The sequence below is a fragment of the Streptomyces sp. NBC_00209 genome (assembly GCF_045206345.1).
Taxonomy (GTDB): domain Bacteria; phylum Actinomycetota; class Actinomycetes; order Streptomycetales; family Streptomycetaceae; genus Streptomyces.
Genome location: NZ_CP108121.1, coordinates 6391211 through 6417360, shown reverse-complemented (window position 1 = coordinate 6417360; position 26150 = coordinate 6391211). Strand labels below are relative to the sequence as shown.

General features: G+C 72.9%; 17 protein-coding genes. 9 read left to right on the top strand and 8 right to left on the bottom strand.

Annotated elements, in window-relative coordinates:
- Positions 1 to 73 precede the first annotated feature (73 nt).
- The gene (locus OG867_RS29095; RefSeq protein ID WP_406289844.1) at positions 74 to 1120 is read right to left on the bottom strand and encodes a lactonase family protein; all 1047 of its coding nucleotides are present in this window, start codon (positions 1118 to 1120) and stop codon (positions 74 to 76) included.
- Positions 1121 to 1223: 103 nt separating this feature from the next.
- On the bottom strand, positions 1224 to 2717 hold the full coding sequence (locus OG867_RS29090) for an FUSC family protein (RefSeq protein WP_406289842.1): 1494 nt from the start codon (positions 2715 to 2717) through the stop codon (positions 1224 to 1226).
- Between the two features lie 333 nt (positions 2718 to 3050).
- Between OG867_RS29090 and OG867_RS29085 the strand changes: the two genes are divergently transcribed.
- The 3 genes from OG867_RS29085 (at position 3051) to OG867_RS29075 (ending at position 5532) form a co-directional block, all read left to right on the top strand.
- Positions 3051 to 3641, top strand: coding sequence for a lytic polysaccharide monooxygenase auxiliary activity family 9 protein (locus OG867_RS29085; RefSeq protein ID WP_328898989.1), 591 nt, complete (start codon positions 3051 to 3053; stop codon positions 3639 to 3641).
- Positions 3642 to 3781: 140 nt separating this feature from the next.
- The gene (locus OG867_RS29080) at positions 3782 to 4255 is read left to right on the top strand and encodes an Lrp/AsnC family transcriptional regulator (protein WP_164398671.1); all 474 of its coding nucleotides are present in this window, start codon (positions 3782 to 3784) and stop codon (positions 4253 to 4255) included.
- A gap of 203 nt (positions 4256 to 4458) precedes the next feature.
- Complete coding sequence (locus OG867_RS29075) at positions 4459 to 5532, top strand: serine/threonine-protein kinase (RefSeq protein WP_328904241.1); 1074 nt, start codon at positions 4459 to 4461, stop codon at positions 5530 to 5532.
- On the opposite strand, the gene OG867_RS29070 is transcribed toward OG867_RS29075, so the two are convergent.
- On the bottom strand, positions 5533 to 6525 hold the full coding sequence (locus OG867_RS29070) for an aldo/keto reductase (protein WP_328898990.1): 993 nt from the start codon (positions 6523 to 6525) through the stop codon (positions 5533 to 5535).
- The gene (locus OG867_RS29065; RefSeq protein ID WP_406289839.1) at positions 6522 to 7442 is read right to left on the bottom strand and encodes an aldo/keto reductase; all 921 of its coding nucleotides are present in this window, start codon (positions 7440 to 7442) and stop codon (positions 6522 to 6524) included. The genes OG867_RS29070 and OG867_RS29065 overlap by 4 nt, the downstream gene beginning before the upstream one ends.
- A 346-nt stretch (positions 7443 to 7788) precedes the next feature.
- Between OG867_RS29065 and OG867_RS29060 the strand changes: the two genes are divergently transcribed.
- Positions 7789 to 11271: a M28 family peptidase gene (locus OG867_RS29060; RefSeq protein WP_406291213.1), complete on the top strand. Its 3483-nt coding sequence runs from the start codon at positions 7789 to 7791 to the stop codon at positions 11269 to 11271.
- Positions 11272 to 11338: 67 nt separating this feature from the next.
- On the opposite strand, the gene OG867_RS29055 is transcribed toward OG867_RS29060, so the two are convergent.
- Positions 11339 to 12781 carry a helix-turn-helix domain-containing protein gene (locus tag OG867_RS29055; RefSeq protein ID WP_406289837.1) on the bottom strand — a complete coding sequence of 481 codons (1443 nt, stop codon included), beginning with the start codon at positions 12779 to 12781 and terminating at the stop codon, positions 11339 to 11341.
- 465 nt (positions 12782 to 13246) lie between these two features.
- Here OG867_RS29055 and OG867_RS29050 point away from each other — a divergent pair, with 465 nt between their 5' ends.
- On the top strand, positions 13247 to 15430 hold the full coding sequence (locus OG867_RS29050; protein WP_406289834.1) for a discoidin domain-containing protein: 2184 nt from the start codon (positions 13247 to 13249) through the stop codon (positions 15428 to 15430).
- A gap of 90 nt (positions 15431 to 15520) precedes the next feature.
- Here OG867_RS29050 and OG867_RS29045 read toward each other — a convergent pair whose 3' ends face one another.
- Complete coding sequence (locus OG867_RS29045) at positions 15521 to 18163, bottom strand: SpoIIE family protein phosphatase (protein WP_406289832.1); 2643 nt, start codon at positions 18161 to 18163, stop codon at positions 15521 to 15523.
- 301 nt (positions 18164 to 18464) lie between these two features.
- Between OG867_RS29045 and OG867_RS29040 the strand changes: the two genes are divergently transcribed.
- The 3 genes from OG867_RS29040 to OG867_RS29030 all read left to right on the top strand — a co-directional run bounded on the left by OG867_RS29040 (position 18465) and on the right by OG867_RS29030 (position 21278).
- On the top strand, positions 18465 to 18950 hold the full coding sequence (locus OG867_RS29040) for a potassium channel family protein (RefSeq protein WP_406289830.1): 486 nt from the start codon (positions 18465 to 18467) through the stop codon (positions 18948 to 18950).
- A gap of 143 nt (positions 18951 to 19093) precedes the next feature.
- Complete coding sequence (locus tag OG867_RS29035; protein WP_406289827.1) at positions 19094 to 20413, top strand: geranylgeranyl reductase family protein; 1320 nt, start codon at positions 19094 to 19096, stop codon at positions 20411 to 20413.
- 67 nt (positions 20414 to 20480) lie between these two features.
- Positions 20481 to 21278 (top strand): thioesterase II family protein, encoded by a 798-nt coding sequence (locus OG867_RS29030; RefSeq protein WP_406289824.1) that lies wholly within the window; start codon positions 20481 to 20483, stop codon positions 21276 to 21278.
- Here the strand turns inward: OG867_RS29030 and OG867_RS29025 are convergent.
- Positions 21268 to 21978 (bottom strand): TetR/AcrR family transcriptional regulator, encoded by a 711-nt coding sequence (locus tag OG867_RS29025; protein WP_406289822.1) that lies wholly within the window; start codon positions 21976 to 21978, stop codon positions 21268 to 21270. The two genes, OG867_RS29030 and OG867_RS29025, sit on opposite strands and share 11 nt — an antisense overlap.
- A gap of 79 nt (positions 21979 to 22057) precedes the next feature.
- On the opposite strand from OG867_RS29025, the gene OG867_RS29020 reads away from it, so the two are divergent.
- Positions 22058 to 23530 carry a DHA2 family efflux MFS transporter permease subunit gene (locus OG867_RS29020; RefSeq protein WP_406289820.1) on the top strand — a complete coding sequence of 491 codons (1473 nt, stop codon included), beginning with the start codon at positions 22058 to 22060 and terminating at the stop codon, positions 23528 to 23530.
- 36 nt (positions 23531 to 23566) lie between these two features.
- Here the strand turns inward: OG867_RS29020 and OG867_RS29015 are convergent, their stop codons facing one another.
- Complete coding sequence (locus OG867_RS29015; RefSeq protein WP_406289817.1) at positions 23567 to 26071, bottom strand: SpoIIE family protein phosphatase; 2505 nt, start codon at positions 26069 to 26071, stop codon at positions 23567 to 23569.
- Between the last annotated feature and the right edge of the window lie 79 nt (positions 26072 to 26150).

Here is a 26150-nt window from a genome sequence, read left to right as displayed (position 1 = left end):
GTGAGGCCCCGGCCCGGACGGCAGTCCGGCACCGGGGCCTCGGTCGTGTCCGAGAAGGATCGGCCGAGGGGGATCAGCCGAAGATCACGCAGGAGGCCGCCGGGGCGTCCAGGGTGCCCTCCTGGACCGGGACACCGGTCTCCGGGTCCACGGCGAACCAGGCGACGTTCCCGCTGCGCTCATTGGCCGCGTAGAGCCGGCGCCCGGCCGGATCCAGCGCGAGGTCGCGGGGCCAGTGGCCGCCGCAGCCCACGGTCGTGACCAGGGACGGGTGCGCGCCGGTCGCGTCGAGCGCGAGGACGGAGATGCTGTCGTGGCCCCGGTTGGCCGCCCACAGGAACCGGCCGTCGTGGGCGACGACGACCTCGGAGGCGTAGCTCTCCACGGTCACACCCTCGGGCAGCACCGGGGTCTCGCCGACCGGTTCCAGGACGCCCGTGCGGGCGTCCCAGCGGCACACGGTGAGGGTGGGCTCCAGCTCGTTGAGCACATAGGCGTGGCGCCCCGAGGGGTGGAACGCCAGGTGGCGCGGGCCGGTGCCGGGGCGCAGGGCCGTCTCGCCGTGCGGGCGCAGCTCGCCGGTGGCCGGGTCGACCGCGCAGACCCGTACCGAGTCGGTGCCGAGGTCGACGCTGAGCACCCAGGCCCCGGTGGGGTCGGGCAGGACCTGGTGGGCGTGCGGGCCCTCCTGGCGGTCCACGACCGGGCCGCCGCCCTCGTGCGCGAGGACCGCGGCGACGGGGCCGAGCGTGCCGTCCCCGGCGACGGGCAGCACGCTGACGCTGCCCGAGCCGTAGTTCGCGGTGACCAGGTGGCCGGCGGCGAGGGTGAGGTGGGTGGGGCCGTCGCCGTCCACCGCCCGGAGCTCGCCGAGCGGACGGGGTTCGTCGGTGCTGACGTCGAGGGCCGCCGCACCGCCCGGCTCGGTCTCGCTGACCGCGTAGAGAACCGTGCCGCCGGGTCCGAGTGCCAGGTAGGAGGGGTCGGGCACGGCGTCCGTGGCCCCCAGGACCGTGAGCGCGCCGGTCTCCGCGTCCACGGCGGCGACGATGACGCCCCGCCCGCCCGCCGAGGTGAACGACCCGATGAATGCCCGTCCCGCTCCGTTGCTGCTGTCCACCGCTGCTCCTCCCCGCCGGCTGTGCGCGGCGGACGTGGCCGTCGTGATCTTTTGCGGCGACGGTAGCAGTGCGACGGTGCGGTCTGGACCAAGGGTGGCTCGATCAGGCGGTGACCAGCGGGGCGCCCGGCGAGCTGTGCAGCGGCGCGGCGAGTTCGGCGAGCGCGCGTTCCAGGCTGTGCAGGTGGGCCAGGGCCGGTTCGGCGACGGCCGGGTGCGCCGGGACGGCGGACGCGACGGCTGTACGGCCGGTCAGGGCCTCGACCGCGTTCTCGACGCGCCAGCAGGCCGCGGCGAGCCGCGCGTCGTGGGACGCCTCCGGGTCGGCGGCCACCGAGGCGAGCCCCCGCACCTCGCGGGCGCACTCGTCCAGCAGGGCCAGCACGTGTCCGGCCCGGGCCCGGCGGGCGCGGAGCGGGCTCAGCGGGTGGACCAGCGGGGCGAGCGAGAGGCGGACGCGTCCGAGGAGCGACTCCAGCTCGGCGATGCGCGGCGCCGGGTCGGCGGCGGCGGAGCCGGAGAGTCGGGCGGCGGCCTCCTCGGTGCAGGCGTGCACGCACCGCAGGGCGCGCTGGATCCAGGCGTCGGTCGTGGCGTGCGTGGTGACGGGCAGGACGCACAGCACCGCGAGCATCGCGCCGAGCGCGCCGACGGCGGTCTCGCCGAGCCGCAGGGCGAGCAGCCCGGGGTCGAGCACGCCCAGCGAGCCGTAGAGCGCACCGGCCATGACCGTCACCGAGAACATCATCCAGGTGTAGGAGACGGCGGCGGTGTAGAAGATCCCGAAGACCCCGGCGGCGACGACGAGGGCGGTCGGCACGGGCGCCCCGTGCAGCGGGACGACGACGGCGAGGCCGACCGGGATGCCGATGAGGGTGCCGAGGACCCGGCGGAAGCCGCGTACCAGGGTCTCGCCGCGCGAGGCGGTGTTCACGAAGACCCACCAGGTGGCGCCGACGGCCCAGTACCAGCGCTGGTCGGACATCAGCTGCCCGGCCATGAGCGCGACGGCTCCGCCGGTGACCGCCTGGACGGCCTGGCGGGTGGTGATCCTGGCCAGGCCGGTGCCGGCGGGCGGGGCGGGCACGGCGGGGGCGGTCAGCCGGCGTTCGTAGCACCAGAGGCCGAAGCGGACGGCCGACGCGGAGAGCAGGGAGAGCGCGACGGCGGAGTACAGCTCGGGGAGTTGGCCGGGCAGGGTGTGGAGGAACTGCGTGGTGAAGAAGGCCATGAAGGCGAAGACGCCGAGGGAGTGCCCGCGCGGCCCCCACCGCCTCGCGTAGACCCCCGCCCCCATGACCGCGAGGAACGCGGTGTCGCGGGCGAGCGGGTGGTCGTGGAGCAGGGCGGCCAGCGCGAGCACCGGGAAGCCGACGGCGGGCAGCAGCGCGGTGGTGACCGCCTGGCCCCGGACCGTGGGGTCGGTCACGGTGAACAGGGCGAGCAGCGCCGCCAGGCCGCCGGTGATGGCCGCCACGAGCGAGTGGCCGGCGAGCCCGCACACCACGACGGCGAGTCCGATGCCGAGCACCGCGCGGCACGCGAAACGCAGCCGCATCCGGCCGGGGTCCCGGGACACGAACGCTTTCCTCAGCACTACTGCTCCCCCACTCCGGTCCACCGGCTCTCCGTTCCAGGCACGAGTTCAGGCACGAAAAAGGCGCCGCGGAGGTCCGCAGCGCCATCGACGGATCCATCAGACCACCTGAAGGGCGGTTGGCTCAAACTGAACTCGATTCACTGGACCATTGGCCCACTCCAATGCGTATTCGGGCTACCAATAGGCGACCAACGGACCAGCCTTGCCGGGAAGGCGTCGAGCGAGGCCCCTTTCCTTGGTCTAGACATGTCAAATCGCCATCGCTAGGCTCACCCTTGGTCTAGACCGCAGCACTCTCCGGACATCACCCCGCATCTCCAGGAGCGACGTATGCGCAGGAAGATCACTTCGTTACTGGCCGGGTCGGCGGTCGCCGCCGCGGCCCTGCTGGCCACCTCGGCCCCCGCCCAGAGCCACGGCTACACCGACTCGCCGATCAGCCGGCAGCAGCTCTGCGGCATCGGCACCGTCAAGCGCTGCGGGCAGATCCAGTGGGAGCCGCCGAGCGTCGAGGGCCCCAAGGGCTTCCCCACCCGCGGACCGGCCGACGGCCACATCTGCTCGGGCGGCATCGGCCGCTTCTCCGAGCTGGACGACCCGCGCGGCGGCGCCTGGCCCGCCACCAAGGTCACCGCGGGCCAGAACTACACCTTCAACTGGCGGATCGAGGCCCGGCACGCCACGACCGACTTCCGCTACTACATCACCAAGGACGGCTACGACCCCACCAAGCCGCTCACCCGGGCCGACCTGGAGACACAGCCGTTCCTCACGGTGCCCTTCGGCGGACGGCTGCCCGGCTCGACGGTCAGCCACTCCGGCGTACTGCCGCAGAAGTCCGGCAAGCACCTGATCCTCGGCGTGTGGACGATCTCCGACACCGGCAACGCGTTCTACGCCTGCTCCGACGTGCAGTTCTGACCGTCCGGTCCGTGCCCCGCGCCACCCGCCCGTGCGCGGGGCACATCCGGCCGGGACGGTGACGTGCGGACCGCCGCGCACGGAGGCCGTTGATACAGTCGCTGGCCCCCGGAGGACGCACCGAAAGAGGCCGGCGAAGCATGGCGGTGGACGCGCTCGACACCCGTATCCTGCGGCTGCTCATCGAGCAGCCGCAGACGAGCGTGCGCGAGTACGCACGCATCCTGTCCATCGCCCGGGGCACCCTCCAGGCGCGCATCGACCGGCTGGAGCGCGACGGTGTGATCACCGGGAGCGGCCCCTTCCTCTCGCCCGCCGCACTCGGCCACCCCGTCCTCGCCTTCGTGCACCTGGAGGTCACGCAGGGCCATCTGGACGAGGTCGGCGACGCGCTCGCCGCCGTGCCCGAGATCATCGAGGCGTTCTCGACCACGGGCGGCGGCGACCTGCTGACCCGCGTGGTCGCCCGGGACAACGGGCACCTGGAGGACGTCATCCAGCGGCTCATCCGGCTGCCCGGCGTGGTCAGGACCCGGACCGAGGTCGCGCTGCGCGAACGTGTGCCGCACCGGCTGCTTCCCCTGGTCGAATCGCTGGGCGGCGCCGCCCGTTGAGGAGGGCCGGTCATCCGGGCTCCGCGCGCCGGATATCCTGATCTTGCCGCGCTCCCCCACCCCGCTCTCGCCCCGGCGAGGCCGTCGCCGCGGCAGTCGAAGCGGTCCTCGGCCAGGCCCTGGGCCCGAGCCATCGAGATTGGTGTGCACAGGTGCTGGTTGCTGGTCGGTACCGGCTGATATCCGCCATCGGCCGGGGCGGAATGGGTGAGGTCTGGCGGGCCACCGACGAAGTCCTCGGCCGTGCCGTCGCCGTGAAACTGCTCCTCGGGGAACACGCCGACGAGTCGGCCACCGCCCGGTTCCGCCTGGAGGCCCAGACCGCGGCCCGCCTGAGCCACCCTCATCTGGTGGCCGTCTTCGACTTCGGGGCCTGGGAGAACCGGCTCTTCCTCGTGATGGAGCTGGTCGAGGGCCGGAGCCTGGCGGATCTGCTGCTGGCCCAGGAACGGCTGGGTCCCGAACAGGCCGCCCGCATCGCGGGCCAGGCCGCCGCCGGACTGGCCGCCGCGCACCGGCAGGGCATCGTCCACCGCGACATCAAGCCCGGGAACCTCATGCTGGACGGCGAAGGCACCGTCAAGATCGGGGACTTCGGCATCGCGCAGTTCGTGGACGACCCGTCCGCCGCGCTGACGACGACGGGTCACATCGTCGGGACGAGCCTCTACCTCGCCCCGGAACGGGCGCTCGGCCGCACCGCCGACGCCGCGTCCGACATGTACTCGCTCGGCTGTGTCGTCTACCAACTGCTGCTCGGTGACCCGCCGTTCCGTTCGGACACCGCGACGGCCACCCTGTACCAGCACGTGGACACGCCTCCGGTGCCGCTGCGTCAGCGCGGTGTGGACGTCTCCGCCGCCTTCGATACGTACCTGCTCGGCCTGCTCGCCAAGCAGCCGGAGGACCGGCCCACCGCCCAGCAGGTCGCCGACTGGTTCCAGGGCGACGCCTGGCGGGGCCGCCCGGAAGCACTGCCGCCGCACCACCCGGCGCCCGCCCTCGCGCCCTTCCCCGCCGCTCCCGCCGCGCCGCCCGGAGCGGACCCGGGTGCGCCGACCACGTACCGGCTCCCGCAGGCACCGGCGGGACACGCGCCGGCGCCCGGGCCCGGACCGGGGCACGGGCGGCGTGCGGCGGCCAGGACCGGGAAGGCCCGGCGGCGGACCGCCGGTGAGGCGATCCGCCGCCGGCCCCGGGTGGCCAGTGCCATCGCGGGTGCGATCGCCTTTCTGGCGGCCGTGTTCCTGGGGATGAGCCTGTTCTCCGGGCGGTGACTACCAGCGGCCGTGGACCGTCGCGCGGAACCGGCGGTCGTAGAGGTCGCGCACCGCGTCCAGCGTGCCCTGCGGGAGCGGGGCGAGCGCGGCGGCGGCCGCGTTGGCCCGGGCCTGCTCCGTCGAGCGCGCGCCGGGGATGACGCTGGAGACGCCCGGCTGCTGGATGATCCAGCGCAGCGCCGTCTGCGCCGAGGTGGCGCCTTCGGGGGCGAGCGCGGCGAACTCGGCGGCGGCCGCCACACCGGTTGCGTAGTCGACGCCCGAGAAGGTCTCGCCCTGGTCGAACTGCTCGCCGTGCCGGTTGAACGTGCGGTGGTCGCCGGGCGCGAAGACGGTGTCCGCGGTGTACTTGCCCGAGAGCAGACCCGAGGCCAGCGGCACCCGGGCGATGATGCCGACCCCGGCCGCCCGCGCCGCCGGCAGGACTTCGTCCAGCGGCTTGAGGCGGAACGGGTTGAGGATGATCTGGACGCTCGCCACCCCCGGGCGGGCGATGGCCGTCAGCGCCTCGGCGCACGTCTCGACGCTGACCGCGTAGGCCGCGATCCGCTGCTCGGCGACGAGCGTGTCCAGCCCGTCGTACACCTCGTCGGAGGAGTGGACGGCGGTGGGCGGACAGTGCAGCTGCACGAGGTCGAGGGTGTCGACGCCCAGGTTGGCGCGGGAACGGTCGTTCCAGGCACGGAAGTTGTCCAGGGTGTAGTTCTCCGGCACCTGGTCGACGCGGCGGCCCATCTTCGTCGCGACGAAGACCCCGGCGTCGGGCCGCTCCTTCAGATAGCGGCCGATGAGCTGCTCGCTGCGGCCGTCCCCGTAGACGTCCGCCGTGTCGAAGAAGGTGACCCCCGATTCGACGGCCGCGTCGAGCACCCCGAGAGCGTCCTCCTCGCGGACCTCGCCCCAGTCCCCGCCGAGTTGCCAGGTGCCCTGTCCGACGACCGAGACGTTACGTCCCGTCCTGCCCAGTTCGCGCTGTTCCATGGGGATCATGCTACGTCCGCCCCGGTGGCCTGCCCGAGCGCGGTGAGCCGCGCCATCTCCTCGTCGGTGAGCCGCAGGGCGGCCGCCGCCACGTTGGCCTCCAGGTGATCGGGGTTGCCGGTGCCCGGGATGGCGAGGACGTGCGGACCCTGCTGGAGGGTCCACGCCAGTCGGACCTGGGCGGGCGAGGCGTCGTGGGCGCGGGCCACGTCGAGCAGTGCCTCGTGCTCCTCGCCGGCCCCGGACTCGGCCCCGGCGCCCGCGATGGCGTAGAAGGGGACGAAGGCGATGCCCAGTTCACCGCACCTGCGCAGGACCTCCTGGGAGTCGGCGCGCCGTTCGCCGATGCCGTAGGGGTTCTGTACACAGACGACGGGGGCGATGGCCCGCGCCTCGGTTATCTGCTCCGGCCAGACGTTGGAGAGGCCGAGGTGGCGGATGAGCCCTTCCTCGCGCAGTTCGGCCAGGGCGCCGAAGAGGTCGGAGACGGGGCGGTTGCCGTTCATCCGGAGGTTGACGACGTCTAGGTGGTCGCGGCCGAGCTGACGGATGTTCTCCTGCACCTGGCCGCGCAGCTGCTCGGGGCGGGCCCAGTCGATCCAGTCGCCGGCGGGGCCCCGGCCCGGGCCCACCTTGGTGGTGATGACCAGGTCGTCCGGGTAGGGGCCGAGCGCCCGGTTGATCAGCTCGTTGGCCGAGCGCAGGGGTGAGAAGTAGAAGGCCGCCGTGTCGATGTGGTTCACGCCGAGCTCGACGGCGCGGCGCAGCACCGCGACGGCCCGGTCCCGGTCGTGCGGGGTGCGCTCGTCACTGAGCGCCGCGCCGTTCTGCGTCAGCCGCATGGCGCCGAAGCCGATCCGGTTGACGGTCAGATCACCGAGCCGCCAGGTGCCGGCGGCCGCTGCGGTGAGGGAGTGCGAGGTCAAGGCTGGTGCCTTCCTTGTGGGTTCGGGTGAGAAGAGGGCCCGTATGAGGAGGGGTCCGTGTGAAGGGGGCCGGAAGTGCTTGCGCGACTTGCCGATTCAGTGATACTCTCGCCTCGACAGTTGCGTGTAGATCACCGTTCTGGTGAGAGTGCAGGATACCGTCCGCCTCCCCGCCTGTCCATCCTCCTTTTTCGCATGCGTTTCCCGCGGCGCGTCCGCCCGACTTGACGAGACTTGCCAACTCCCTTGCAGGGGCTCGCAGTTCATTGACGGGGTCATGACCACATGTGAGTGTTCGGTCGCTCGATCACGGACACCATGAGGAGCCTCGATGAAACGCAGACCGATGACGGCCGGGACGACCCTGGCCGTCCTCGCCGGAATGCTGGTCGCCGTCAGCGGCCCGTCCGCCTCGGCGGACCCCACCCCGCCGCCCGCCCCCAAGGCACTCACCACCGCCGTCGCGGCTGCCGACAAGGCCGCGGCCAGCGGACTCGACACTCTGGCCAAGGGGCCGGAGGAGCGCTACGAGCGCCGGATGGTCACCCCGTGGATCAACGGCCTCTACTCCGTCGCGTACGAGCGCACCTACCGCGGCCTGCCCGTGGTCGGCGGGGACGCCGTCGTGGTGGCCGACTCCAAGGGCCGGGTGCGCGGTTCGCAGTCGGCGGTCTCACGGCGCATCAACGTGCCCACCACCGCGACCGTTTCCGCGAAGGCGGCCGAGACCACCTCGCGCAGGCAACTGCGCGCGGTGGACGGGGTCGAGAGCCACCGGCTCGTCGTACGGGCCACCGACAAGCGCTCCCGGCTGGCCTGGGAGACCGTGCTCACGGGCCGGACCGCGAAGGCGCCCAGCCGGCTGCACGTCTTCGTGGACGCGGGCACCGGAGCGGTCATCGACAGCTACGACGACGTCCGGGCCGGCACCGGCAACAGCCAGTGGAACGGGCCCAGTCCGCTCACCATCAACACCACCTCTTCCGGGAGCAGTTACTCGCTGCGCGACCCGAACCGCCCCGGGCTGAGCTGCGCCGACCACAGCACCGGGAGCGTGTTCACCAAGTCCACCGACTCCTGGGGCACCGGCAGCGCGTCCAGCAAGGAGACCGGCTGCGTCGACGTGATGTGGGCGGCCCAGCACGAGTGGGACATGCTCCGCGACTGGCTCGGGCGCAACGGCCACGACGGCAACGGCCGCAGCTGGCCGGTGAAGGTCGGCCTCAACGACGTCAACGCCTACTGGGACGGCTCCACGGTCTCGATCGGCCACAACCAGGCCAACCAGTGGATCGGCGCCATGGACGTGGTGGGCCACGAGTTCGGCCACGGCATCGACCAGTACACCCCGGGCGGCGCCAACAACGAGTCCGGGCTCGGCGAGGCCACCGGCGACATCATGGGCGCGCTGACCGAGGCGTACACCAATGAGCCGGCCCCGTACGACGATCCGGACTACACCGTCGGCGAGAAGATCAACCTCGTCGGCGACGGGCCGATCCGGATCATGTACAACCCCGGTCAGATCGGTGACCCGAACTGCTACAGCTCCTCCATACCCAGCACCGAGGAGCACGCGGCGGCCGGGCCCCTCAACCACTGGTTCTATCTGCTCGCCGAGGGCTCGAACCCCGGTGGCGGCAAGCCCTCCAGCCCCACCTGCAACAACTCCTCGGTCACCGGTGTGGGCATCCAGAGCGCCGGCAAGGTGTTCTACGGCGGCATGCTCCTGAAGACCAGCGGCATGACGTACAAGCGCTACCGCACGGCCACCCTCACCGCGGCCAAGAACCTCGACACCACCTGCACCCTGTACAACCGCGCCAAGGCGGCGTGGGACGCGGTCAGCGTGCCCGCCCAGAGCGGTGACCCGGCCTGCTCGCCGAGCGGCAACAACGACTTCTCGCTGTCCCTCGACCCGGCCTCCGGCTCGGTGAAGCCCGGCAGCCCGGTGACGGCCACCGTCCGTACGACGATCTCGTCCGGCGGTGCCCAGACCGTGAACCTGTCCGCGAGTGGCCTGCCCGGCGGGGTGAGCGTCTCGTTCAGCCCGTCCTCGGTGCAGTCCGGCGCCACGTCCACGATGACCGTGTCGACCACGTCGGCCGCCACCCCCGGCGCGTACACCTTCACCGTGAAGGGCGCGGGCACCCAGGAGCACACCGCCCAGTACACGCTGACCGTCAACGACGGCGGCGGCAACCCCGGCGGCACCGCGCCCGACATCAGCGTCGCCGACGTGCAGGCCCACCTGACGCAGTTCAACACCCTCGCCTCGCAGAACGGCGGCAACCGGCGGGCCGGCGGCAGCGGGTACAACGCCTCGCTCGCCTATGTGAAGGGCAAGCTCCAGGCGGCCGGCTACACCGTCACCGAGCAGACCTGCGCCACCTGCACCTACACCGGCAAGAACCTCGTCGCGGACTGGCCGGGCGACCCCGCCGACCGCACCGTGATGTTCGGCGCCCACCTGGACAGCGTCTCCGCCGGGCCCGGCATCAACGACAACGGCTCCGGCTCGGCGACCCTGCTGGAGAACGCGCTCGCCCTCGCCCAGCAGAACCCCACCATGACCAAGCACGTCCGGTTCGCCTGGTGGAACGGCGAGGAGCAGGGGCTCCAGGGCTCCCAGTACTACGTCAGCCAGTTGAGTTCGGCGCAGCGGAGCGCCATCACCGCGTACTACAACTTCGACATGGTCGCCTCGGTCAACGGCGGCTACTTCATCAACAACCTCAACTCGGCGGCCTCGGCCCCGATGAAGGAGTACTGGGCCTCCCTCGGGCTCGCCCCGGAGGAGAACGTCGAGGGCCAGGGGCGCTCCGACGACTACTCCTTCCAGCAGGGCGGGATCGCCACCTCCGGCTACGCCACCGGTGCCAGTGATACCAAGACCTCGGCGCAGGCGGCCAAGTGGGGCGGCACGGCGGGCCGTTCGTACGACCCCTGCTACCACCAGTCGTGCGACACCACCGCCAACATCAACGCCACCGCACTCGACCGCAGCGCCGACGGGGTCGCGTACACGCTGTGGAAGACGGCGGTCGGCTCCACCGCGCCCGCCGACGACTTCTCCGTCTCGGCGAACCCGGTCTCGGGCAGCGTCCAACCGGGCTCCTCGGTCACCGCGACCGTGTCCACGGCCACCACCAGCGGCTCCGCGCAGAGCGTGCGGCTGACGGCGTCCGGTGCGCCGGCCGGCGTCACCGTCTCCTTCTCGCCCACCTCCGTGCAGTCCGGGTCGTCGGCCACGATGACGGTCTCCGCGAGTGCCCAGGCCGCGGCGGGTACGTACACGCTCACCGTGACCGGCACCGGCACGGCCACCCACACCACCACGTACTCGCTGGTGGTCGGTGGCGGCGGCAACTGCCCGCCCCGGCAGGCCGTGAGCAACGGCGGTTTCGAGAACGGGACTTCGCCCTGGACGCAGACGAGCGGCGTCATCAACAACCGGACCTCCGAGAAGCCCGCGCACAGCGGCTCGTACCAGGCGTGGTTCGGCGGCTGGGGCAGCACCCACAGCGACACCGCCACCCAGTCGCTGACCGTTCCGGCCGGCTGCTCGACGTACCGGCTGTCGTTCTATCTGCGGACCGACACCGCCGAGACGCCCGACGGGAACGCGTACGACACGTTCACCGTGAAGCTGGGGTCGCGGACCCTGGCGACGTACTCGAACCTCGACGCCACCAACAGCTATGTGCTGAAGACCTTCGACGTGGCGTCGGCGGCCGGGCAGACCGTGACGCTGGGCTTCACCAGTAAGGAGGACGCCTATCTGCAGACCAGCTTCGTCGTGGACGATGTGGCCCTCGATGTGAGCTGATCCCACCAGGCGCGTGTACGGGGGCGGGGCGTGGTTCACACGCCCCGCCCCCTGGCGTTGTCCGCCCTCAGTGGACGACGGCGGCCAGCCTCCGGACGAACTCCTCGGTCTCCGTACTCCCGTCGGCGCAGCCGGCCAGTCGTCCGTGGAGGCCGCGCAACTCCTGGCCGAGCAGGGTCGCGGGGTGTACCTCGGTGCTGTCCAGGACCGAGCCGGCCACCGTCGACGCGGCGGCCGGTTCGCCCGCGCAGACGTACGCGTCCGCCGTGCGGGCCAGGAACAGCTTGCGGGCCGAGTGCAGGCCCGGTGGCAGCAGCCGGATCGCGCTGCCGGCCGCGTCCAGGGCGCGCAACGCGTAACGGCGCTCCCCCGTCGCGACGGCGAGGTCGCGCAGCGCGCCCGCCGCGCCGGACTCCACCCGCAGGCGCACGGAGGCGACGGAGAGCCAGGGCGCCTCCGCCTCGTCCCGCTCGTCGGCCAGGTCCATCTGCGCCCAGGCCCGGGCGATGTGGTGCAGGGTGCGGCCGGCGTCGCCGCGCACCGCGTGGCCGCGCGCCTGGTACAGGTCGCTCATCGCCCCCGCCCAGTGCCGGCCCGCCGCGGCCGGGCGGATGGCTGCGCCGTACGCGAGGGCGGAGGGGCCGTCGCCCTCAAGCCGGGCCAGGGTGCTCATGTCGCTGAGCGCCGCGACCCGCACGCCGACATGACCGGACATGGCCGCCCACACCAGGGACCGGTCGAGCCAGGCCATCGCGGTGCCGTTGCGCCCCCAGAGGAGCCTGAGGCAGCCGGCCGACTGCGCGTACTCGGCTGCCAGCGGGGCGAGTTGGCGTTGGTACGGGGCGGCCGGGAGCGCCATCCAGCGGAGCATCGCGTGCAGGGTGCGCTCGACCACGGCGGTCGCTCCGGGCCAGGCGCGCTCCTCGTCGGCGCGCAGGCAGACGGCGAGCAGCGCGGTCAGGGCGTGCACCGTGTCGGTGTCCAGGGCGGGGCGGCCCGCGGTCTCGGGCGCCAGGGCGCAGAACCGCGCGTGCAGGGCGACGACGTCGGCGAGGGCGGGGACCGTGCAGCCGTCGGGCCCGTGCAGCGGGCAGACCAGGCCGTACGCCGGCAGCCGCCCGGGCAGGACGGTCCCCGGCGGGAGCATCGCCGGGAGTGCGCCGCCGGCGGGCTCGCCGGGCAGGGGACCCTGCCGGACCGGGTCGGGCAGCGGTCCGGGCGCTGCGGGCACCGCCTCCGCACGCTCCCTCTCCTCGGCCTCCTCGCAGGCGACGACGAGGTCCCCGTCGGCCCCCAGCAGCTGGTCCAGGCGGCGGGCCAGTGGGAGCGGGGTGCGGCGGCTGCCGTGTTCGAGTTTGCTGATGGCGGTGTGGTCGTAGCCGACCCGGGCGCCCACCTGGGCCTGGGTGAGACCGGCCCGCCTGCGCCGCAGACGCAGCCGGGCGCCGAATGCCCGCCATGCCTGGACACTCCGGGCGTCCGCGGGCGCGGGGCCCGTCGCCTCGGTCACTCGGGGCCTCGTCGTGCCTGGTCAGCGGTGCTTCTCGCGCCTCGCTCACGGCTCATGTCCCGGAGGATAGCGAGGGGCCGGGCCCGCTGTCCCCGGGGCGGGAACAACATGTCCGGTAACAGGCGCGGGCGTTCGCGGTGCGGGGGCCGGGGCGCCCTCGGTACGCGCCCGGTGGTTGCGGTGGCAACGATCGGCGCCGTCTCATTCACTCCTCGTACGCACCTCGCCATCAACTGAACCGACGCTGCGTCAGTTCCCCTGCATCGGGCGCTGTCAAGATGGCCGCAACGCGGACACTCGTGAGCTTTCCGTCGTCAACTGTTGTCCTCAAGGCCACCCGAACAAGCCGTCGGTGCACACCTATTGACGTGTCGTGAGCCGGGGGTGAAGTATCCCCATCGCCGGAGAGAGCGCTCTCCGGCTTCGTGTCGTGCACCCGTTCCGCGACTCAGGAGACAAGCCCCCATGTATGGACCCCCCTCGCTCCGCAGACCCGCACGTTCGACCGGAAGAAGACGCACCGGCGTACTGGCCGCCGTCGCCGGTCTCGTCGTCTCGCTCCTCGCCTTCGTGCCCTCCGCCTCGGTCAGCGCGGCCCCTTCCCTGCTCTCGCAGGGCAAGACGGTAACCACCTCCAGCCAGGAGAGCGGCGGCACCCCCGCCACCGCCGCCGTCGACGGCGACAACGGCACCCGCTGGTCGAGCGCGTTCTCCGACCCGCAGTGGATCAAGGTCGACCTGGGCACCTCCGCCTCGGTCAGCCAGATCGCGCTGAAGTGGGAGGCCGCCTACGCCAAGAGCTACAAGATCGAGTTCTCCACGGACAACAACACGTGGAGCACCGCCTACTCGACCACCACGGGCCCCGGCGGCAACGAGACGCTGAACGTCTCGGGCACCGCCCGCTACGTGCGACTCACCGGCACCGCCCGCGCCACCGGGTACGGCTACTCGCTGTGGGAGTTCCAGGTGTTCGGCACCACCGGCGGCGACGGCGGGCCGCAGATCCCGGGCGGCGGTGACCTCGGCCCGAACGTCCTGGTCTTCGACCCGTCGACGCCCAACATCCAGGCCAAGGTGGACGAGATCTTCCACCAGCAGGAGTCGGCGCAGTTCGGCAACGGCCGCTACGCGCTGATGTTCAAGCCGGGCACGTACAACAACATCAACGCGCAGATCGGCTTCTACACGTCGATCGCCGGTCTCGGCCTCAAGCCCGACGACACCACGTTCAACGGTGACGTCACCGTGGACGCGGGCTGGTTCAACGGCAACGCCACGCAGAACTTCTGGCGTTCGGCGGAGAACCTGGCACTGAACCCGGTCAACGGCACCGACCGCTGGGCCGTCTCCCAGGCCGCGCCGTTCCGCCGGATGCACGTCAAGGGCGGCCTCAACCTCGCCCCGAACGGCTACGGCTGGGCGAGCGGCGGGTACATCGCCGACAGCAAGATCGACGGCCAGGTCGGCCCGTACTCGCAGCAGCAGTGGTACACCCGCGACAGTTCCATCGGCAGCTGGGGCAACGGCGTCTGGAACATGACGTTCTCCGGCGTCGAGGGCGCGCCCGCCCAGAGCTTCCCCGAGCCGCCCTACACCACCCTCCAGAACACCCCGGTCTCCCGCGAGAAGCCGTTCCTCTACCTGGACGGCAACGACTACAAGGTCTTCGTCCCGGCCAAGCGCACCAACGCGCGCGGCGTCTCCTGGAACGGGACCCCGCAGGGCGAGTCCATCCCGCTGAGCCAGTTCTACGTCGTCAAGCCGGGGGCCACCGCCGCCACCATCAACGCGGCCGTCCAGCAGGGCCTGCACCTGCTGTTCACGCCCGGCATCTACCACGTGAACCAGACGATCAACATCGACCGCGCCAACACGGTCGTGCTGGGCCTCGGTCTGGCGACGATCATCCCGGACAACGGGGTCACCGCCCTCAAGGTCGGTGACGTGGACGGCGTGAAGCTGGCCGGCCTCCTGGTCGACGCCGGTCCGCAGAACTCCCAGGTCCTCGTGCAGGTCGGCCCCGACGGCGCCTCCGCGAACCACTCCGCCAACCCGACCAGCGTCCAGGACGTGTTCGTCCGGGTCGGCGGCGCGGGCGCCGGCAAGGCGACCACGGGCATGGTGATCAACAGCAACGACACGATCATCGACCACACCTGGCTGTGGCGCGCCGACCACGGCGAGGGCATCGGCTGGGAGACCAACCGCTCCGACTACGGCCTCCAGGTCAACGGCGACAACGTCCTGGCCACCGGACTCTTCGTGGAGCACTTCAACAAGTACGACGTCCGCTGGTCCGGCGAGAACGGCAAGACGATCTTCTTCCAGAACGAGAAGGCGTACGACGCCCCCAACCAGGCGGCTGTGCAGAACGGCACCATCAAGGGCTACGCCGCCTACAAGGTGGACGACTCGGTCAACACCCACGAGGGCTGGGGACTGGGAAGCTACTGCTACTTCAACGTCGACCCGAGCATCCGCCAGGACCACGGCTTCGAGGCCCCGGTGAAGGCCGGCGTGAAGTTCCACGACCTGATCGTCGTCTCGCTCGGCGGCCAGGGCCAGTACAACCACGTCATCAACGACACGGGTTCGCCGACCTCCGGGACCTCGACCGTGCCGTCGCAGGTGGTGTCCTACCCCTGACGGGGACACGCAGGACATCCGGCACCTGAGGTGAACCGGCGCGGGGCCCGGCAGTCTGCCGGGCCCCGCGTCCGTCGTCCGGTCCTTCGTCTACAGCAGACCGGACGGCGGCGGGCCGCCGAGCGTCTGCTCGGACCAGATGACCTTGCCCCGGTCGGTGTACCTGGCCCCCCAGCGCTCCGCGAACTGGGCGACGAGGAAGAGGCCCCGGCCGCCCTCGTCCGTCGTGGTGGCGTAGCGCAGGTGCGGGGAGGTGCTGCTGCAGTCCGACACCTCGCAGGTCAGGGCCCGGTCGTAGAGCAGCCGGACCGTGATGGGCTCGGAGCCGTAGCGGATGGCGTTGGTGACGAGTTCGCTCAGGATGAGCTCGGTGACGAAGCCCTCCTCGTCCAGGCCCCGGTCGGAGAGCCAGCGCATGGCCTGTTTACGGATTCCGGCGACCGCGGCGGGGTCCGGGGGCACGTCCCACTGGACGCGCCGGGACGGGTCCAGGGTGCGGGTCCGGGCGACCAGCAGGGCCACGTCGTCGCTGGCGCGGCTGGGCAGCATGGCCTCCAGCACGTCGTCGCAGGTCTCCTCGGGGGTGCGGTCGCGGTCGGCGAGCGAGCGGCGCAGCAGTTCCATGCCGTCGTCGATGTCCCGGTCGCGGCGCTCGACCAGACCGTCCGTGTACAGGACGAGGCGGCTGCCCTCGGGGACGTCCAGCTCGGTCATCTCGAAGGGCATGCCGCCGATCCCGAGGGGCAGTCCGGCCGGGATCTCCGGGAAGCTGACCGTGCCGTCGGGCAGCACGAGGGCGGGCCCGGGGTGGCCGGCCCTGGCGATCGTGCAGCGGCCGGACACGGCGTCGTAGATCGCGTACAGGCAGGTGGCACCGGTGATCGCGCCGCCGCCCGACTCCTCGTCCTGGTCCATCCTGACCACCAGTTCGTCCAGGTGGCTGAGGAGTTCGTCGGGCGCCAGGTCGAGCGTGGAGAAGTTGAGGACCGTGGTGCGCAGCCGGCCCATGGTGGCCGCCGCGTGCAGTCCGTGCCCGACGACGTCGCCGACGACGAGGGCGACCCGGGCGCCGGAGAGCGGAATGACGTCGAACCAGTCGCCGCCCACGCCCGCCTGCGCCGGCAGGTAGCGGTAGGCGACGTCCAGGGCGTTCTGCTCGGGCAGGCCGCGCGGGAGGAGGCTGCGCTGAAGGGTGACGGCCATCTCGTGCTCGCGGGTGTAGCGGCGGGCGTTGTCGACGCTGACCGCGGCGCGGGCCACCAGTTCCTCGGCGAAGGAGAGGTCGTCCAGGTCGAAGGGGTGCTCGTTCTGCGCGCGCCAGAAGTTGGCGATGCCCAGGATGACTCCGCGGGCCCGCAGCGGGACCGAGAGCAGGGAGTGGTAGCCGTGCTCCAGGACGCGGCCGGCCTGTTCCGGCTCGGTCTCCCGCCACTGCCGGGAGGCTGCCAGGTCGGAGATGATCCAGGTGTGCCCGACGCCGGTACCCAGGCCCTCGGCGGTGGTCGGCCGGTAGCCGATGACGCGGCCGGCCGTGAAGAGCGGCTGGTCCTCGGCGGTGGTGCGGACGGCGGTGCGGCGGAGGTCCAGGGTGTCGCCGGTGGGCGGTCGCGGCTCCCCGCCGCGCAGGACGGCGTCGGCCAGGTCGACCGTGACGCAGTCGGCGAATCCGGGGACGGCGACGTCGGCGAGTTCCTGGGCGGTGGTGGTGACGTCGAGGGTGGTCCCGATCAGGGCGCCCGCCCGGTAGAGGAGCGTCAGCCGTTCACGTACGGTCTCCGCGCGGCCGGTGAGGGCCCGCAGTTCGGTGGTGTCGCGGAGGGTGGCGACCATGCCGGGCTGGCCGCCGCGCTCCTCGGTGGGGCGGAGGTTGACGGCGAGCAGCCGGTCCCCGGCGGGCCGCAGCTCGTCCGTGGCGACCTGCCCGGAGGCCAGCAGCTCCGCGGTGCCGGACGCGAGCCCGAGGTCGGTCACCGCGCGGCCCTCGGCGTCCGCCGGGAGGTCGAGCAGCCGCCGGGCCTCGTCGTTGGCGAGCAGCAGCCGGTGGTCGGCGCCGATGATGAGGACGCCCTCGCGCACGGCGTGCAGGACGGCGTCGTGGTGTTCGTACATCCGGGTCATCTCGGCCGGGCCGAGCCCGCGCGTCTGGCGGCTGAGCCGGCGGCCGACCAGGGCGGCGCCGGCCGCGGTGAGGGCGAGGGCGGTGACCCCGGCGCCGATGGTCAGCGGGACGCTCGGGTACGCGAGCCGGTTGACGGCCTCGACCTTGATGCCGACCGCCACCAGCCCGGCCACGGAGCCGTCCCGGCGCTCGACGGGCACCAGCGAGGTAACCGCTCTGCCCCGGCTTCCCGTTACCGTGCGGGTGACCGCTTCCCCTTCGACCGCTTCCTTGTAGGGGCCGCTGATCCTCTTGCCGATGAGGGCGAGGTCGCGGTGGGTGTAGCGGATGCCGTCGGTGCCGGCCACGACCACGTTCTCGACGCCGGTGCTCTGCCGGATCTCCTCGGCGCGCGGCTGGAGGACGGACGTGGGGTCCTTGCTGTCGAGGGCCGCCGCCACGCCCGGGGCGTGGGCGAAGGTCTGCGCGACGCTCAAGGACTGGGTGCGTGCCGCGTTCATGCTGTCGCGGCGGCCCTGTACGACGAGGGCGACGACGGCGGCGGCGTCGAGCAGGATGACGATACCGAGCATGAGGACGAAGAACTGTCCGGCGACGGTGCGGACGCTGAACATCGAGATCGGTCCGCGTCCTCGGGAGGTCCGCCCGCGGGGCGGCTTCGAGGGCGCGGGTGCGTCGCCGCCCGGGCGGCCGCCCTCGTGTCGCTGCGGACGCCGGGCGGAGCGGTGAAATATCGCCCGGAATCGACCTGTGCCACCCACATATCCAGGTTTAACACGGATCGTCGCAGGGCGATCGGTGTGCGGGACCGGTCCGCGTTCCCCGGCGGGCCGGGCCGGGCGCGATCGGGTGACGCGCGGGCGACGGGCGCGTGCCCGGGCGCCGGGAGCGGTGCGGTCGTCCGATGATCCGGAAATGGTGCCTGTATTCCTGACCAAGGCGGTCGAGCTGCTGCTCGGCCGGGAGAACCGCTCGCTGCATCTGAAGGCGGCGGGCTGGGCGACGGTGCTGCTCGCCGTGACGATGCTGGCCGGCTCCTGGCTGGTGCTCCTGGCCGAGCGGCACGCGCCGGACGCCACGATCACGTCCTATCCGCGGGCGCTGTGGTGGTCGGTGGAGACCGCGACGACCGTCGGTTACGGGGATCTCTTCCCGGTGACGCCGTGGGGGCGGGTCGTGGCCGCCGTCGTGATGGGCGTCGGCATCACGACGTACGGGATGGTCACGGCCGCGCTCGCGACCTGGTTCGTCGGGCACGAGCAGCGGCGCCGTCACCGGCTCGCCGCCGAGGCCGGGCACGCCGCGCGCCAGGTGCGGGACGAGACGGAGCGGCTGCTGCACGAGCGCTTCGACCGCATCGAGCGGCTGCTCGCCGATGCGGGGCGCAGGCCGCCTGGCTGAGCGGCGGGGCGCTCCGGGTGTGAACGGCGCGGGTCCGGGCACCCCTTTTTCGATCACCCGCCCCGGGGGCTCCGGAAACCGGCAGGATGTCGGTGTACAGGGCCGTCGTCCCGGCGGCGGTGCCGAGCGAGCAGAGGAGCCCCATGCGGGAGACGCGAGAGCAGTCGCCGTCGGACGAGGAGACCGCTCACGGCGCGGCCGAGGAGGCGCAGGTCATCGTGGTCGGCGCGGGCCCGGCCGGTTCGTCCGCCGCCTACCACCTCGCGCGGGCCGGGGTCGATGTGCTGCTCCTGGAGAAGTCCCGCTTCCCCCGCGAGAAGGTGTGCGGGGACGGGCTGACCCCGCGCGCGGTGCACCAGCTGATCCGCATGGGCGTCGACATCCAGGCCCCGGGCTGGACCCGGTCGCGGGGGATGCGCTGGGTGGCCGGTCCCCGGCAGGTGGAGATCGACTGGCCGGCGTTGGGCGGCTTCCCGGACTTCGGGCTCACCCGCAGCCGGCACGACTTCGACGACATCCTGGCCCGGCACGCCGTCGCGGCCGGGGCCCGGCTGCGTACCGGGGTGAAGGTGAAGGAACCGGTGACCGACCGGGCCGGGCGGATCACCGGGGTGTCGGCGGTGTCCGGCGCGGGCACGGTGGTGCACCGGGCTCCCATCGTGATCGCCGCCGACGGCGCCTCGGCCCGGATCGCGCTGGCCATGGGCCTGGAGCGGGACGCCAAGCGGCAGATCGCCACGGCCGCCCGGCGCTACTACCGCAGCCCGGAGCGCTCGCGGGAGGACTTCCTGGAGCTGTGGGCCGACCTGCGCTTCCCGAAGAGCGACGCCTATCTGCCGGGGTACGGCTGGATCTTCCCGATGGGCGACGGCCGGGTCAACGTCGGTCTGGGCGCGCTCCCCCACCGCCGGCACGGCAGCGCGGACCTGCGGGCCACGCTGGACCGGTGGCTCGCCCGTACGCCCGAGGAGTGGGGGCTGCGGGAGGAGAACGCCGAGGGACCCGTGCGCAGCGCCGCCCTGCCGCTGGGCTTCAACCGCCACCCGCTGTACACCCGGGGGCTCCTGCTCGTCGGGGACTCCGGGGGCATGGTGAGCCCGTGGAACGGTGAGGGCATCGGGCAGGCGATGGAGGCGGGCGAGGTCGCCGCCGAGACGACGGCGCTCGCGCTGGCACTGCCGCCGGGGCCGAGGCGGGAGCGGGCACTGCGCCACTACCCGGCCGAGATGAACCGGCGCTGGGGCCGCTACTACCGGCTCGGCAACACGGCGGCCGATCTGGTCTTCAGCCGGTCGGGCTTCCAGCCGGTGCTGAACCGGTACGTGATGGGCTCGCCGGCCCTGCTCAACACCCTGGCCCGGCTGCTCACCAACCTCACGGAGCACCCCTCGCGCGACGCGATCGACCATGTCCTGAACACAGCGGTCCGTTTGGTGCCCACGCCGGGCGCCCGGCGACGCTGATCCGGAACGTGTCCACCGTTCACTGGTGGACGCCCCGCACACCAGATGTAGGAACCGAAGGCGATCCATGCACAAGCAAGAGACCGAAGAGGCCGGCCGGGGAGCGGGCGCGCGTCCGGAAACCTGGCTGCGCCGCTACCACCCCACAAACGCCCGCGCCGAGTTGGTGTGCTTCCCGCACGCGGGCGGCGCGGCGGGGTTCTGGCGCCCGCTGTCCGACGCCGTGCGGCACGCGCTGGACGTGCGTGCCGTGCAGTATCCGGGCCGCCAGGACCGCTACCGCGAGGAGCCCCTCGACGATCTGCACCGGCTCGCCGACCTGATCGCCGAGGCCCTGGCGGCCGGCCCGGCCCCGGCCGGGCCGCGTGTCCTCCTCGGGCACAGCATGGGCGCCTCGCTCGCCCACGAGGTGGCGCTGCGGCTGTCCGGCGTACCGGGCCAGGGGGCGGCGGCGCTGATCGTGTCCGGCCGGCGGGCGCCCTCGCGCCTGGGGGCCGGATGGCCGGAGACGGACGAGGCGCTGCTCGCCCGGGTCCGCGAGCTCGGCGGCACGGACCCGGCCGTGCTGGCCAGTCCGGAACTCCTCGACGTGATCCTGCCGGCGTTGCGCGCCGACTACGCGGCCGTCGCGGGGTACGTGCCGGGCGGCGGTCTCCTGTCGTGCCCGGTCGTCGCCCTCACCGGGGACGGGGACCCGGAGGTGACGCCGGAGGACGTGGGGCCGTGGCGCGAGACGACCACGGGCCCGTTCGCGATGCGGATCCTGACGGGCGGGCACTTCTTCCTGAACGACCATCTGCCGGCCGTCGAGGAGCTGGCGGTTTCGCTGTCCGCCGCTCCGGCGCGGGGGCCGCTCAGCCGCTGACCCCGCCGGAAGCCCCCGACCCCGCCGCACCCGGCGCGTCGGGGGCTTTCTCGGTGCCGAAAGCGCGCAAAAAGGTGTCGACGCCCGCGGTGACGACCTCGGCGACCTCCGCCGGGTCCAGCGGGCGGGTGCCCAGCGCGCTCATCCCCGGCAGTTCGTCGTAGACCAGCGCGATGAACTGGTTGGCCGCCCTGACCGGGTCCCCGATCCGCAGGTGCCCGGCGTTGGCCAGCCGGGCGAGGCGGCCCGCGAGCGCCTCCGTGAACTGGTCGGGCCCGCTGGCCCGTACCGCGTCGAAGAGGTCCGGGAAGCGCACGGCCTCCGCGTACAGCAGCCGGCGTACGGCCTCGGACTGCTCGTCGCAGTAGCAGTCGACCAGCTTGGCGGCCAGGTCCTCGAGCGCGGGGCGCAGCCGGCCCGGGTCGGTGGGGAAGCCGGTGAGGACGTCCAGGGTCTTGGCGTGGGAGCGGGCCGCCGTCTCCGTCAGGACGTAACGGAAAAGCCTCTCCTTCGAGCCCAGGTGGTTGTAGATCGTCGGCTTGGAGACCCCGGCCTCGGCGGCGATCACGTCCAGGCTCGCCTGTGCGTATCCGACCTGCGCGAAGACCCGCAGGGCCGCCTCCACGATCGCCCGGCGCTTGTCGAGGCGCCCGCGGTCCGCCGGGCGCCCGCCCATCTCTTCCTTCTCGCCCACGCTCATACGCCCATGCTACGGTGCCAGCCACCTGATTTAACTACCCAGTTAAATTTTCTGACTGAGCTAGTTCAAAGGAGTTGCCGTGCCTGTAACAAAGCCGGTGGGGAGCGGGCCCGCCCGGCTCGATGCCGCACTGCTGACGCTGGTCGGCGTCATGGTGCTCGGCGGGATGATGTCGTATCTGGACGCGACGATCGTCAACGTCGGGATCAGCACGCTGGGCGGCGAGTTCCACGCGACACTGGCCACCATCGAGTGGGTCACCACCGGCTATCTGCTCGCGGTCGCCCTGGCGATTCCGCTGGCCGACTGGGCCGTGGCGCGGTTCGGCGCCAAGCGGATGTGGCTGCTCGGGCTCTCGGTGTTCCTGATCGGCTCGACGCTCTGCGCCTTCGCCCGGAACGCGGAGAGCCTGATCGCCTTCCGCGTCGTCCAGGGCTTCGGCGGCGGCATGGTCGATCCGATCATGATGACCGTGGTGGCGGGCGCCGCCGGGCCCGCCCGGATCGGCCGGGTCATGGGCCTGGTCTCCGTGCCGATCACGCTGGGCCCGGTGGTCGGTCCCGTGGTCGGCGGGCTGCTGCTGGACCACTTCTCCTGGCAGTGGATGTTCCTGGTCAACATCCCCTTCGCGCTGGCCGCGATCGTGCTGGCCGTCCGGGTGCTGCCGGCGGATCCGCCGCCGAGCGGCGACCCCGTGCCGTTCGACGCGCTGGGCGTGGCGCTGCTCTCCCCCGGGTTCGCCGCGATCGTGTTCGCGCTGTCCCGGGCGGGCGGCGACGGCTTCGGCAGTACGAAGGTGCTCGTCGGGCTCGCGGTGGGCGTCGCCCTCTTCGCCGCGTACGCCGTGCACGCGCTGCGCACCTCGGTGACGCCGCTGCTGGACCTCCGGCTGTTCGGCGGCAGGGGCTTCGGCGCGAGCGTGACCACGATGTTCCTGCTCGGCGGTGGTCTGTTCTCGCTGCTGTTCCTGCTGCCGCTGTACTACCAGCAGGTGCGCGGCCACACCGTGCTGGAGTCCGGGCTGCTGCTCGCCCCGCTGGGCCTCGGCACCCTGATCGGGATGCCGGTCGCGGGCAGCCTCGCGGACAAGGTGGGCGCGCGGAGGCTGGTCCCGGCCGGTGCGCTGCTGATCGGCGTCGGCGCCCTGGTCTTCACCGGTTCGGGCCCGGGTACGTCCCAGGCCGCCCTGACCGCCGCGCAGTTCGCCGCCGGCTTCGGCATGGGACTGGTGGGCGCGCCCACGATGGGCTCGGTCTACAAGACGGTGCCGGGCGAGTCGGTCGCCGGTGCCACGGGCGCGGTCTTCATCCTCAACCAGATCGGCGCCTCGCTCGGTATCGCCGTCGTCGCCCTGATCCTCCAGGGCGGCGGCTCCCACGCCGCCCCCACCGCCGAATCCTTCTCCGACGCCTTCTGGTGGCCGGTCGCCGCGGCCGTGGTGGTCTTCGCCGCGGGTCTGCTGCTGCCCGGGAAGCCCGAGCCCGTACCGGCCGCCGCCGGGGCCCCGGAGGAGACGTCCGCAGGCCCGGAGCCGGTCACCGGCCCCACCTGACGGCGCGCGCGGCGGACCTGGGTGGGCTGCCCCCGGTCAGGCGTCGTCCCCGGTCCACCGGGCCGCGAGGAGCAGGGCGATGTCGTCGGGCCGGTCCGCGGCCTGGCGGGCCCGGCGGATGACGTGGTCGGCCGTGTCGGCGAGCGGGGCGGTGCCCACGCCGGCGAGGGTGGAGCGCAGCCGCTCGACCCCGACGTCGATGTCGATGCCCGCCTGCTCGACCAGGCCGTCGGTGTACAGGGCGAGCGTGGCGCCCGGGTCGAGGTGCAGTTCGGTGACGGGGTAGCCGGCCTCGGGGTCGATGCCCAGGACGATGCCGCCCGGGAGGTCCATGACCTCGGTGGTGCCGTCGGGCCGGCGCAGGACGGGCTGGGGGTGCCCGGCGCGCACGGCGTGCGTCCGGCCGGTGGCCGGGTCCGTGACGATGTAGCAGCAGCTCGCGAACTGGCCGGTGTCCAGGTCGATGAGCAGGCGGTTGGTGCCGCTCATGACCTCCTGGGGGTCGTGGCCGCTGAGCGCGAAGGCCCGTACCGCGCTGCGGACCTGGCCCATGGTCGCGGCGGCGGACACGCCGTGCCCCTGCACGTCCCCGATGACGAGGGCGAGGCGGCCGTGCGTCTCGATCACGTCGTACCAGTCGCCGCCGACGTCCATGCCCTGGGTGCCGGCGAGGTAGCGGCCCTGGGTGTCGATGCCGCGGACGGCGGGCAGCCGGTGCGGCAGCAGGGCGTCCTGGAGGCCGCGGGCGAGGGCCGCCTCGGTGTCGTAGCGCTGGGCCCGCTGGAGGGCCTGGGCGATGAGCCCGGCCAGGGCGGTCAGGACCGTACGCTCCTCCGGGCTGAAGCCGCGCGGCTGGTCGAAGCCGAGGATGCAGGAGCCGACGAGCCGCCCCGAGGCGATGAGCGGGAGGAAGGCGCGGGCGCCGACGTCGGCGTCCATGGGGATGCCCGGATAGGCGGCGGCCAGGCGTTGCATCGACTCGAAGAAGATGGGGCGCCCGGTGGTGAGCGTTTCCACGCCGGGGATACGGGCGTCCAGGCCGACCGCGTCGAACCGGTCCAGGAAGCCGTGCGGGAAGCCGGTCTCCCACTCCAGGTAGAGGTGGCCCTCCTTGAGCAGGTAGATCGCCAGTTGCCGGCCGCCGAAGGCGGGGAGCAGTTCCTCGGTGACCACGCGGGAGACCTGCCGGGCGGTGACGGCCTCGGTGAGCGCGATGGCGAGGGCGACCGGCCGGTAGAGGGCGGCGGACCGGTCGGCCGGTGAGCCGAGCCCCAGTCCGGGCGAGACGACGGAGTCCGGGGTGTAGGCGGGCGTGTCGGTGGGCGTGAGGACCGCGGTCAGGCCGTCGTGCCCCGGGTACAGGGAGACCGAGACCCAGGGGGGCGGGTCGCGGCGGGCGAGGAAGTGGACCGGGGCGTCGGAGAGCATCGCCGCCCGGTAGTGGTCCTCGTACGCCGGGTTCGCGAACCAGGGCAGCGCCTCCCAGAACACCCGGCCGACCAGGGCGGCCCGGGGCCGGCCGAGCATGTCCTCGGCGAGCGGGTTGACGTAGGTGATCCGGCCGAAGCGGTCGAGCGAGAAGATGCCGCGGGGCAGCCGGTCGGCGGCCTCGGCGACGACGGGGCCGATGCCCAGGTCCACCAGGAAGCCGGTCAGGTGCCCGCCGCGGCCGGCGCCGTCGTCCCGGCGTCCGGAGACCTCCAGCAGGTGGGAGCGGCCGTCCGGGCCGCGCAGCCGCATCCGGCGGACGACGGGGCCGTGGGAGTCCGCCGCCTGCCGGGCCAGCGCCCAGAGGCCGTAGACGTCCTCCGGCGCCAGTCTGGCCGCCAGGGCCCCGATGGTGCCGGGGAAGCCGTCGGTGCCGGTGCCGAGGATCGTGTCGAGATCCGCGTCCGCCTCCACGGCGCCGGTGGCGAGGTTCCAGTCGAAGCGGCCGATGCGCACGGGCGGCGAGGTCCTGGCGGGCAGCTGTACGGGGAGCGGCTCGCCCTCCCACTCGGGCCGGGTGCCGACGTCCGCGAGGCCGGCCAGTTCGGCGCCCAGGCCGTCGGCGATGCGCTGGAGCCGGTCCCGGTCGGCGGCGGGGACCGGCTCGTCGCCCGTCGCACCGCGCAGGACGACGAGGACGCCGACCGGTTCGCGGTGGCGCAGCACCGGCACGTACAGGGAGCCGAAGGGGAACGGCAGTCCGGCCATCAGCTGCGGGAAGCGCCGCATGGCGTCCTCGGCATCGGTGAGATACACCGGGCTGCCGGTGCGGAACGCCTCGGCGACCGGGAACGGCCGGTTCACGTGCATCCGCCACCAGGGGCGGAGCAGGGGGCCGGGGAATCCGGCGAGGACGGCGAGCCGGAGCAGGCCGGGGGTGCGCGAGGGGAGGTAGATCCCGCCGGCCCGCCCGTCGACCGCCTCGATCGCGTTCACGACGGACTGGGCGAGCACCAGGGACAGGTCGTCCGGCGCCCGGCTGTCCTCCGGTCCTCGGGGCGGGCCGTCGTTCGGACCGAACGGCAGCCGCCCGGCCGCGCCGTGCCAGGTCACACAGCCAGGATGCTCCCGGGCGGCCGGTGCGGCACGTCGGAGGCGTCCCGGCCCGCGCGGCCTGGGGGGCCGGGACACG